Source organism: Nocardia transvalensis (assembly GCF_015477765.1).
In the GTDB taxonomy this organism is placed as follows: Bacteria; Actinomycetota; Actinomycetes; order Mycobacteriales; family Mycobacteriaceae; genus Nocardia; species Nocardia transvalensis_A.
The window spans coordinates 654814-667388 of the sequence record NZ_JADLQQ010000005.1; the positions used below are offsets into that span (position 1 = coordinate 654814).

A 12575-nucleotide genomic window follows, 5' to 3' on the forward strand; every position below is an offset into this window, starting at 1 on the left:
GAGGGTTCGCCGTGTCCGATGCCGACATCCCGTCCTGGCCGCTGACCGCCGCTCAACACGAGATCTGGGTGGCCGCCGCCATCGACGCCGCCGACCGCTACGTCTGGTGCAGGACGACACAGCTGCACGGACCGCTGGAGATCGCCCGCTTCCGGGCGGCCGTCACCGCCGCGCTCGACGAGGCGGAGCCGCTGCGGGCACGCCTGGTCGACACGGCCGACGGCGTCCGTCAGGTGCTGTGGCCCCTCGAGGGTTGGTCGCCGCAGATCGTCGATCTCCGGCCGAGCGCGGATCCGGACCATGCCGCGCAGGAGTGGGTCGAGGCCGAGCGCCGCCGCCCCCTCGATATCCGTGCCGAGCGGCTGATCGATCAGACCCTCCTGCTGCTCGCACCCGAACGCGCGTGGTGGGTTCAGCGGTACCACCACATCGTCCAAGACGTCGTCGGCGCCGAATTGTTCGAGCGCCGCGTCGCCGAGCTCTACCAGACAGCCACCGAGCAGCGAGCACCCGCGCCACGGTGGTTCTCACGACTCGACGAGGTTCTCGCGGAGGAGCAGAATTACCGCCGGTCCCGTGCATACGACGGTGACCGCGCCTATTGGCACGACCGCATGAACGGCGTCGCCGACATGCCCAGGTTGATCGAGCTGGCACCCACCTCACCGCGGGATGCGGAGGTGGTGCGTGCGGCGACATCCTTTCGGGCGGACCTGCACACGCAGGTGGTATCCGCGGGCCGGCGGTATCGCTCGGCATGGCCTGCCGTATTCGTCGCCGCGGTCGCCTGGTACGTCGCCGGACTCACCGGTCGACGCGATGTCGTCATCGGGCTGTCGGCCGCGGCTCGCACCTCTCCGGTCACGGCGACCGCACCCGCCAGCACGGCAACCGTGCTCCCGTTGCGGCTGCGTTTCTCCTCGACGCCCACCGTCGGCGAGGCGATCCGGTGTGCGACAACCGCGTTGTGGGAAGCCCAGGCCCACCAGTCGTTCCGAGGCGAGGAGTTGGCCCGCGACCTGGCCCGATCCGGCCGGACCCACCGCTTCTTCGGTCCGCTGATCACCATCCTGCGGTCCGAATCACGCTCGGCAGGCCCCGTCCGCCTGGTATCGGATTCGCCGCCGAATCCGGTGGTGGAGGACGTGTCCTTCGTGGCCCACGAACGCGCGCAGACCCTGGAACTCGCCGTGGACGCCGCGGGCGGAGCCGCCTCCCTCGACGATGCGCATCGTCACTGTGCACGCATCGAGAATCTGATCGGCTGGTTCGCCCGATCCGCCCCCGAGGTCCCGCTGACGCGGGCACCCGTCATGCTGGACCACGAGCGCCGCCTGCTCGACCGCGTCTCGGCACCCACACTCGGCGCGCACGAGCCTCGGACACTGCCGGATCTGTTCGCGAAAAGCGTGACCACACAGCCGCAGGCGATTGCGCTCACCCTCGGCGCCGTGTCGATGAGCTACGCCGAACTGGACCGGACCGCACGAGATCTCGCAGAAACACTCATCGCCCGCGGCGCGCGGCCGGGCCGCTCGGTCGCTCTGCTGCTTCCGCGGTCGATCGACCTCGTTGTCGCGATGCTCGCCGTGACGATGTCCGGTGCCGCCTACGTGCCGATCGACCCGGATTATCCCGCCGAACGCATCGATTTCATCCTGCGCGACGCCGCGCCGGCACTGGTTGTGGTGGCCGACGACCGCGACACCGGGGATGTTCCTGCCGTCTCGGTCCGTCGACCCGAGGTGGCGCCGAGTCCGGGCCCGATCTCGCGGCCGCCGGTCGGCCCGTCGCCCGATGACATCGCCTACGTCATCTACACCTCCGGCTCGACCGGCCGCCCCAAGGGAGTCGAGGTCCGGCACCGCAATCTGGCCTGGCTGCTGCAGGCGGCCGGTGAGGTGGTGACTCCGACCGAATCGGACGTCTGGACGATGTTCCACTCCGCGGCCTTCGACTTTTCGGTGTGGGAGGTATGGGGGGCGCTGGCGCACGGTGGGCGTCTCGTCGTCGTCCCCTACGAGGTTTCCCGGACACCTACGGCGATGCTGAAGTTGCTCGCGCAGGAGGGGGTGACGGTACTCGGTCAGACGCCGTCCGCATTCCGCGAACTCCTGGACGCCGATCGGCAGGCCCCGGCGGTACTGGCCTCCGCTGCGCTGCGGGCCATAGTATTCGGCGGCGAACCGTTCCCGCCCCACCTCGCGGCGGAATGGTCGGCCCGGCACCCGAGCGGACCGAGGCTGATCAACATGTACGGCATCACCGAGACGACGGTGCACGTCACTCGCCACGCTCTCCCCCGCAACTCCGTCTCGGATGCGGACATCATCGGCCGCCCGCTCCCCGCGGCCCGCGTCCATGTCCTCAATGCCGCACTGGCACCGGCGCCTCCGGGCGTGACGGGCGAGATGTACATCGGCGGCGACGGCGTGGCTCGCGGCTATACCGGCCGTCCCGGCTTGACCGCCGGCCGGTTCGTCGCCGATCCCTTCGGACCTCCCGGGTCGAGGCTCTACCGGTCCGGTGATCTGGCCCGTTGGACCGCCGACGGGCGACTGGAGTACCGCGGCCGCGCCGATCGACAGGTCAAGGTCCGCGGCTATCGCATCGAACTCGGCGAGATCGAAGCTGCGCTGCGCCGCCATCCTGCCGTCGCGCAAGTCGTTGCCATCGCCCGTGATTCGGCCGAACACAACGACGTGGTCGCCTACCTCGTAGCGGCGCACCGCGCCGAGCTGGACACGGCAGCGATCCGCAGTCACCTAGGTCGGCTGTTGCCCGGCCACATGGTGCCGAACCATCTGGTGGAGATCTCCGCGCTACCGCTGACCCCGAACGGCAAGCTCGATACCCGCGCGTTGCCGGCTCCCGTCGCACAGACCGCGGGCGCGCAGACCCGTGCGCCACGAACCCCCATCGAAGAAATCGTCGCCGCGCAGTTCGCCGAACTGCTGGGGGTCGAGCGCGTGGGGCTGGACGATGATTTCTTCGCACTCGGCGGGCACTCCCTGACCGCCGCCCGGTTGGTGGTACGCCTGCAGCAGACGCTGGGTGCCGAGGTGAGCATCCGGACGCTGTTCGACGCGCCGACGGTCGCCGAGTTGGTCCGGCAGCTGGGCGAGAACCGCAGCGCCCGTCCCGCCCTGGCACCCCGGCAGCGTCCGGAGCTGGTGCCGTTGTCGTTCGCCCAACAGCGGCTGTGGTTCCTGTGGAAGTGGGAGGGCCCCTCCCCGACGTACAACATCCCGCTCGCACTGTGGCTGTCGGGCCGGGTGGACCGGCGCGCGCTGCAGGAGGCGATCAACGATGTCGTGGCGCGGCACGAAAGCCTGCGCACGATCTTCCCCGAGGTCGACGGATCACCGTTCCAGCGCGTGCTGTCCATCGCTTCCGCGCGGGTTGAACTTGCCGTCACCCACGTCGACCGCGCCGCGGTGCCCGAGGCCTTGGTTGCCGCAGCGCGACATCGCTTCGATCTGTCCGCCCGGCCGCCGGTACACGCCGAACTGCTCGCCGTCTCACCGGAGGACAGCATCCTGGTGCTGGTGGTCCACCACATCGCCGCCGACGGCTGGTCGATGCGGCCGTTGGCGCACGGACTGTCTCGCGCCTACGCCGCCCGGACCCGCGGCGCCGCACCGGACGGGAATCCGCTGCCGGTCCAATACGCGGATTACACACTGTGGCAACGGGACATGCTGGGTGGCGAGGACGATCCCGACAGCATGCTGAGTCGCCAATTGCGCTACTGGGTGGACCAGTTGGCCCACCTGCCCGATCTGGTGACCGTGCCGACCGACCGGCCGCGCCCGCGCGTCGCCTCGCACCGCGGCGACCAGCTGCCGATCGCCCTGCCCGCGGCGCTGCATCGAGCCGTGCGTGAGTGTGCCCGAACGAGCGGGGCCAGTGTCTTCATGGTCCTGCATGCGGGTCTGGCCGCATTGATGGGTCGGTTGGGGGGCGGCACCGATATTCCGATCGGCAGTCCGATCGCCGGACGCACCGACCGTGCCACCGACGATCTCATCGGTTTCTTCGTCAACACCATTGTGCTGCGGACGGACCTGACCGGAGATCCGTCTTTCCGCGAACTCGTCGCACAGGTGCGCAATACCGCGCTGAGCGCCTACGAGCACCAGGATGTGCCCTTCGAATATCTGGTGGAACGGCTCAATCCGCGGCGCTCGTCGGCCCATCACCCGCTGTTCCAGGTGGCGCTCACCATGCAGAACGCGCCGACGCCCGAATTCCATCTCCCCGGTCTGCGCGCCCGAATGAGCTGGGTGCCGACCAAGACCGCGCGGTTCGACCTGTGGTTCACGCTGACCGAGAAGTTCGACTCCGATGGAGCGCCGGGTGGACTGACCGGCCTTGTGGAGTACGCCACAGACCTTTTCGATCGCACCACCGTCGAGGCGGTCGTCGCACGCTGGGTTCGATTGCTGGAGCAGGCCGTCGGTGAACCCGATCGGGCGGTCGGCCGACTAGATCTGTTCGGCGACGGCGAGCGCGATCAGCTGCTCACTCTCGCGGGCCCCGCGGTGCCTGTGTCCCCGACCGGGTTCTCCCCCGACAGCCGGACACTCGTGGACCTGTTCGAGGCCGCGGCCCAGGCTGCCGCACAGCAGACCGCGGTCGTTCACGGTGATACCGCACTGTCCTATGCGGAGCTGCAGACCCGGGTACACCGGCTCGCCCATGCGCTCATCGCGCAGGGCGTCGGCCCCGAGGACATCGTCGCGTTGATGCTGCCGCGCTCGGCGGATCTGGTGGTCGCCGTCCTCGGCACGCTCGCGGCCGGTGCCGGGTATCTGCCGATCGATCCCTCCTACCCACGGGCGCGAATCACCCTCGCCCTCAACGACACCCGCCCGGCAGTGGTGCTCGCGGTGGCCGAAACCCGAGACCGCGTCCCGGCGGACGTATCTGTTCCCGTCTGGGTGCTCGACGAACCGGAAACGGCGGCCCGGCTCGACCGATGTCCGAGCACGCCGCCGACCGACGCCGACCGACCCCGAACTCTGCGCGCAGACCACATCGCCTATGTGATCTACACATCCGGGTCGACCGGGACCCCCAAGGGGGTCATGGTGTCGCACCGCAATGTCGTTCGGCTGTTCGCCACCACCAGGGAACTACTCGGCTTCGGCAACCACGACACCTGGACCCTGTTTCATTCCTACGCTTTCGACTTTTCGGTGTGGGAACTGTTCGGCGCCGTGCTGTACGGGGGACGGCTGGTCGTGGTCCCGCACCAGGTCTCCCGCACACCCGCGGCCTTCCTGGACCTGCTCGCCCGGCACAACGTCACCGTACTCAGTCAGACACCGTCCGCGTTCTATCCGTTGATGCAGGCCGACAGCGACCGCGGCGAGCACGCCGGAACAGGATCGCTGCGCCTGGTCGTCTTCGGCGGAGAGCCGCTCGACCTGGGGCGGCTGGCCGGCTGGTACGAGCGACATCCGGACGGACCGGTTCTGGTGAACATGTACGGAATCACCGAAACCACCGTGCACGTCACCCATCTCACGCTCGATGCCGACCGGGTAGTCCGCGAGACCACCAGCGCCATCGGAACCGGACTGCCCGACCTGCGCGTCCATGTCCTCGATCGCGCTCTGCAACCGGCGCCGATCGGGGTGGCCGGTGAACTGTACGTCGGCGGGCCGGGACTGGCCCGGGGCTACCTGAACCGCCCCGGCCTGACCGCGGCCCGGTTCGTGGCCGACCCCTACAGCACATCCGGCGAGCGGCTCTATCGCACCGGTGATCTCGGGCGGCGCCGGCCGGACGGCGGGCTCGATCACCTCGGCCGGGCCGACCAGCAATTGAGCGTCCGCGGTTTTCGCATCGAGCCCGGCGAGATCCGCCACGCCCTGCTTCGCCACCCGCGTATCGCCGACGCGGCCGTCGACGCACGCCAGGTCGACGAGGACGACGTGCGCCTGGTCGCCTACCTAGTGCCCACGTCCGGCCCGGAGCGCCGGGGCGAATCGGCAAGCCGCAGCGAGCAGGTCGCCGAATGGCGACAGATCTACGACACGCTCTACGCCGCGCCGAGCGCGGGCGGGCTCGGCGCCGACTTCGCGGGCTGGACCAGCAGTTACGACGGTGCCCCGATTCCGTTGCCGCACATGCGGGAATGGCGGGATGCGACGGTCGCCAGGATTCGCGAGCTACGCCCCGGGCGACTGCTGGAGATCGGCGTCGGCACCGGCCTGCTACTCGGCCCCTTGGTACGGCACTGCGAAATATATTGGGCGACAGATGTTTCCCCGGCCGCGGTACAGGCCGTGCGAGCCGGTGTGGCCGCCGACCCCGACATTGCCGGCCGAGTCGTGCTGCGAGCACAGCCGGCGCACGACTTCGCCGGTCTGCCGCGCGGGGTCTTCGATACCGTCGTTCTCAACTCGGTCGTTCAGTACTTCCCGTCCGTGGATTATCTGCTCGACGTGCTGACAGGAGTTCTCGACCTGCTGGCGCCCGGCGGCCGAGTGTTCCTCGGGGACGTGCGGAATCTGCGCCTCCATCGCCTGTTCACCACCGCCGTGCAGGCGCATCGGGCGCAGTCGGACGACATCGCCTCGATCCGCCACGCGGTCGACCGCGCCCTGGCGCTGGAGAAGGAACTGCTGATCGATCCGGCGTTCTTCGCCGCACTGCCGGGGCGGCTCGACACCGTCGCCGGTGCCGACGTGCGATTGAAGCGCGGGCGCCACCACAACGAGCTGACCCGGTATCGCTACGACGTAGTGCTGCACAAACATCCGGTGCGGACGGTCCCACTGCACGACGCTCCCCACCTCACCTGGTCGCGGCACATGGAGGCAACACGGATCGGGCACAGTGGCGAGTTCGGGGAGGAATCCGCACTGGCCGAGCTGGGTGAGCACCTGATGCGGCAACGACCGGCACGGCTGCGGATTACCGGCGTGCCCCATCGCCGGGCCGCCGCCGACGCCGAACTCGCCGCCGATCTGCGCGAGGGCATCCCGCCCCGCCCGCGGTGGCGGGCCGAGCGGGACCCGCTCGACCCCGAGGCATTCCACGACTTGGGTGCGCAGCTGGGCTACTGGGTCGCGGTCACGTGGACTGCCGCCGACGACACTCTCGATATCGTCTTCGTCGACACCTCCGCCTGCGGGACGTCGGGGGATTTCGTGCCGACCGCGGTGCTCGCCCCCGCCGAGGGCGGCGTCGCGGCCATGCCTGCACGGCCCGCCAACGAGCCCGCCCTCGCGGTGGACTCGTTGCTACGCGATGTCCGTGAGCACCTGCGCGCCGAACTGCCCGAGCACATGGTGCCGACCAACCTGGTGGTCCTCGAGCATCTGCCGCTCACCCCGCAGGGGAAGCTCGACCGCGCGGCGTTGCCGACTCCGGAGCGCGCCGGCCACGAGCACGGGCACGAGCCACGTACGGAACGCGAGAAGCTCCTCGCCGAACTCTTCGCCCGGATCCTCGGGGTCGACAAGGTCGGCCTGGACGACGACTTCTTCGCGCTGGGTGGCCATTCCCTGCTGGCGGCCCGGCTACTGGCCCGGATCCGCGCGGCCTTCGATGCGGAACTCGACCTGCGGACCTTGTTCGACAACCCGACGGTTTCCAAGCTGGTGCATCAGCTCGACTCCGCAGATCGGGCGCGCCCCGCACTGACCCGGCGAGCGCGACCCGACCTTGTCCCGCTGTCCTATGCCCAGCGCCGGCTGTGGTTCCTCCATCAACTCGAGGGACCCTCGCCGACCTACAACATCCCGCTCGCCCACCGCTTGTCGGGCGAGTTGGACGATCGTGTCCTGTGCCTGGCCATCTGCGATGTCATGACCCGGCACGAGAGCCTGCGGACGGTATTCGACCAGCGTGACGGTACGCCGTTCCAGCGCGTGCAATCGGTCGACGAGGCGACCGCGCCGCTCACGGTCGCGGCGATCGACGAGGCGGATCTACCGAACGCCCTGTCCGCCGCGACCCGCTACGCCTTCGACCTGTCGGTCGAAGCGCCGCTGCGGGTGCACCTGCTCAGGATCACGCCCACCGACCACGTTCTGCTGCTGGTGGTGCACCACATCGCGGCCGACGGCTGGTCGTTGCGTCCGCTGTGGCGGGATCTGACGACCGCCTACGAACGCCGCCGCCGCGGACAACCCCCCGCATGGGAGCCCCTGCCGGCCGACTATGTCGACTACACCCTCTGGCAGCGCGAATTGCTCGGCGAGCCCACCGACCCGGACGGCTTGCTGACCTCTCAACTGTCCTACTGGCGTCGGGCGCTGGCCGGCCTGCCCGAACAGCTGGCTCTGCCCACCGACCGCCCGCGGCCCGCCGTGGCCACGTACCGGGGGGCTCAGGTCGATGTCCGGCTCGACACCGCACTGCACCACGAGCTGATCGACTTGGCCCACCGCACCGGCGGCACCCTGTTCATGGTGCTGCAGGCCGCGCTCGCGACGCTGCTCACGCGGCTCGGGGCGGGTACGGACGTCCCGATCGGCAGTCCGATCGCCGGACGTACCGACCAGGCCATGGACGATCTGGTCGGATTCTTCGTCAACAACCTCGTGTTGCGGATCGATGTCGGCGGTGATCCCACCGTCGCGGAGTTGCTGGCCAGGGCCCGTGAAACCGTGCTGGGGGCCTACAACCATCAGGATGTGCCGTTCGACTACCTCGTCGAGGTCCTCGAACCGCACCGGTCGCTTGCGCATCACCCGCTGTTCCAGGTCATGCTCGCGCTACAGAACACCGCGCCCCCCGAGGGAACGATCGAGGGGTTGCGGGCGAGCAGGATGTCGATCCCGACGACGGTCGCGAAATTCGACCTGACGCTCAATCTGCACGAACTTCGCGACTCCGAAGGCTCTCCCGCCGGATTGGACGGGTTCCTCGAATACGCCACCGACCTGTTCGACGTCGACACCGTCGCCACCTTCCTGGATCGCTGGACGCGGGTGCTGCGCGCCTTCGTCGCCGACCCATCCCGACGGGTGGGAGCGATCGAGGTGCTGGCTCCCGAGGAGCACCACCGGATTCTGGCCGAATGGAACGCCACCGATCGACCTCTGCCCGGCGCGACTCTGCCCGCCCTGTTCGACCGCCGAGTACGACGGACACCCGATGCGGCTGCCCTCGTCTTCGACGGCGAGACGGTTTCCTACGCCGATCTTGCCGCCCGGGCACACCGGCTGGCGCGCGTGCTCATCGAGCGGGGTGCGGGACCGGAGACGATTGTGGCTCTGCTGCTGCCCCGGACGGTGGAACTCGTGGTGGCGTTGCTGGCCGTCCTCGAGGCGGGCGCGGCCTACCTGCCGCTCGATCCGCACCATCCCTCGACGCGAATCGATCTCGTCCTGCGCGATGCCCGCCCGGCCCTGTTGCTCACCGCATCGACCGTCGACGATCGCATCCCGCCGGGAACGACGGCCCCCACACTGGTGGTGGACTCCCCCGACGTGGTGGCGGCGATCGCGGCACAGCCCGATGCCGTGCTGACCGACGCCGACCGGCGCGCGCCCCTGCACCCTGGCCATCCGGCGTACGTGATCTACACCTCCGGCTCCACCGGACGCCCGAAGGGCGTCGTGACTCCGGGCCTGGCACTGCGAAATTTCCTGAGCGCCATCCAGGACATCGTTCGTCTCACGCCGGGCGACCGGATGCTGGCACAGACCACGGCCGCCTTCGACATGGCCACCCCGGAATTCCATCTCCCGCTGGTCACGGGGGCGACGATGGTTCTGACGGGCACGGGGCCCGGCCGAGATCCCGAGCAACTGATCCGGGTGCTGACCGACGAAGCGGTCTCCGTCGTGCAGGCGACGCCGTCGCTGTGGCAGGCACTGATCGCCCACGACCCGTCCGTCGCGAGCGGGCGGCGTGTGCTGGTGGGTGCGGAGGCCCTCCCACGAGAACTCGCGACGGCCCTGCAGGCCTCGGCCACCGAGGTCGTGCACCTCTACGGCCCCACCGAGACGACGGTGTGGTCGACGGCGACCGTACTCGACGGCCCGGATGACATTCCGCCGATCGGGCGACCGGTGGGTAACACTCGTGTCTACGTGCTCGACGATCGACTGAGGCCGGTGCCGCCCGGCGTCATCGGCGAGCTGTACATCGGCGGCTCGGGGGTGGCCCGGGGCTATCTCGGTCGCCCGGATCTCACCGTGGAGCGATTCGTCGCCGACCCGCACGGCCCGGTCGGCGAGCGGATGTATCGGACCGGTGACCGGGTCCGGTGGCGTCGGGACGGGCGGTTGGAATTCGTCGGTCGTGCGGACCACCAGGTGAAGGTTCGCGGGTATCGGGTCGAACCAGGTGAGGTCGACGCCGCGCTCACGGCACACCCGGACGTCACACAGGCGGTCACCGTCGTCCGCGAGGACCGTCCCGGAGACCGACGACTCAGCTCATATGTGGTGGCGGCGCGAGACGGCGTGGCGACGCGGGAGCTGGTCGAGCACCTGCGATCTCGGCTGCCGGAGTACATGGTGCCCTCGGCCGTGGTGGTCATGGCGAGTTTGCCGCTCACCCCGAACGGCAAACTCGACCGGCTCGCGCTGCCGGCGCCGCGGCCCGAAACCGCGCAGGGGCGCGCTCCCCGCGACGCCCGCGAGCAGGCGCTGTGTCGGCTGTTCGCCGAGGTGTTAGGCGTGCCGGAGGTGTCGATCGACGACGATTTCTTCGCGCTGGGCGGGCATTCGCTACTCGCAACCCGGTTCGTGAGCCGAGTCGCAAGCACGCTCGGCGCACATGTCTCCGTGCGGGCGCTGTTCGAGGCGCCCACCGTGGCCGGTGTAGCCCAACGCCTTCGGGAGGTTCCGCAGGGTGCCCGCCGCCGTCCCGCGCCGATTCGCCGTCGTCCCGGCGGGGAACGCGGCGCCGGGACGGCAGTGGGCGAATCCGGCTGAGCCGCTTGCTATTCCACGGACAAATCGGTCTCGGCCGTCGTGTCGGCGCGGTCGCTCCCGGTATCGGCTCGCGACCCAGGGCGTGGGATCAGGGCCGTGGCGAGGAGGGCAGCCGCCAGCAGCGCGGCGGCCACGTAGCCGACTGTGCCGACGCCCTGGCTCATCGCCGCGCGGGCGGCTTCGGCGACCGCGGCGGTGCCCGGGTCGGCGCGCATGGACGAGATGACCGCGCCGGCACTGGCGGTGACCGACGCCGCATAGTCCTGTGCATGCGCGATCCCGGCGCCGGTCAGGCGGTCGCGAACGCCCATGCCGAGCACGGTGAAATAGGTGGTCGTCAGCACGGCGATGCCGAGTGCGGAGCCGATTTGGGCGGTGGTGGCCTGCACGGCCGCGCCTTGGCCGGCACTCGACGGGGGCACACCCGCGAGAATGACATTGGCGATCTGAGCGGAGGCGAAACCGTTGCCGATCCCGAGCACGAACAGCGCCAACGCAATCGGCCACCACGGGGTGTCGGGTGTAGCCGACGACCCCAGGACGACGAGCGCGACGATCTCGAGAATCAGCCCGAGACGGACCAACCGCACCGGTGCGAACCTCGCAACCAGGCTCATGCTCGCGGTGCTGGCCACGAATGTCCCCACCGCCAGCGGCACCAGCGCCAGACCCGACTGCAGCGGACTGTAGTCCAAGGTGAACTGCAGCCACAGTGGGAGAACGGCGATGATGCCCAATTCGCCGAGCGCGACGATCAGCAGCGTGAAGTTGCCATAGCGGAACGAACGGATCGAAAACAACCGCACATCCAGCAGTGCGTCGACCCGCCCACCGCGGGTGAGCACCCGTTGGCGCCGCACGAAGGCGGCCAGAGCGATCACAGCCACCACGAATGCGATCAGGACCACCGAGGGCCCGTTATGCCATGTGACCCCGGCGAATTCGACCGGACGGATACTGGCGATCCACCCATAGCTTCGTCCTTCGATCAGCCCGAACGCCAGCAGCCCGAACCCGGCGACCGACGCGATCGCGCCGGGCATGTCGACCGTGCCCGCCAGACGTGTCGACGCCGGGAAGAACAGCGCGACACCGGCGACGATCACCGCGCCCAGCAGGACGTTGATTCCGAAGACCCAGCGCCACGACAGCTCGGCAAGGGCACCCCCGAGCAGCGGCCCCACCGCGGCGGACACCCCGATCGTTGCCCCCCACACCGCGAACGCCCGCCCCCGGTCGACGCCGGTGTATGCGGTGTTCACGATGGCCAGCGAGCTGGGCATGATCATCGCGGCAGCCACACCCTGCAGGAACCGGGCCGCCACCAGCGCGGCGCCGTTCGGTGCCACGCTGGCCAGCACACTGGCGGCGACAAACAGTGTCACGCCGGTGAGAAACAGTCTCCGTGCCCCGAAAATGTCGCACAACCGCCCGGTCGGCAGCAGCAGCGCCGCGAGCACGATCGGATAGCTCTCCTGGATCCACTGGGCCTGCACGGAACTGACCCCCAGCTCCGAAACCAGTGAGGGGACAATGACATTCACGATCGTGGTATCCACGACGATCAGGGACACTCCGAGCGCGAGGAAGCCCAGGCCCAACCAGCGGCGGGCCGCGGCCGAAGACGGCATGACATCTCCTTGGTTTTGTTGTCCTGCGAGGCGTTGT

Annotated in this window: 2 protein-coding genes; one reads left to right on the top strand and one right to left on the bottom strand. The window is 69.4% G+C overall.

Annotated features, from left to right (window positions below):
* Window positions 1-11: 11 nt before the first annotated feature.
* Entirely contained in the window at window positions 12-10907 is a 10896-nt protein-coding gene (locus IU452_RS18085; protein ID WP_195110189.1) for a non-ribosomal peptide synthetase, read from the top strand.
* An 8-nt stretch (window positions 10908-10915) separates the two neighbouring features.
* Here IU452_RS18085 and IU452_RS18090 read toward each other — a convergent pair whose 3' ends face one another.
* Window positions 10916-12538, bottom strand: coding sequence for a DHA2 family efflux MFS transporter permease subunit (locus IU452_RS18090; RefSeq protein ID WP_195110190.1), 1623 nt, complete (start codon window positions 12536-12538; stop codon window positions 10916-10918).
* Window positions 12539-12575 lie beyond the last annotated feature (37 nt).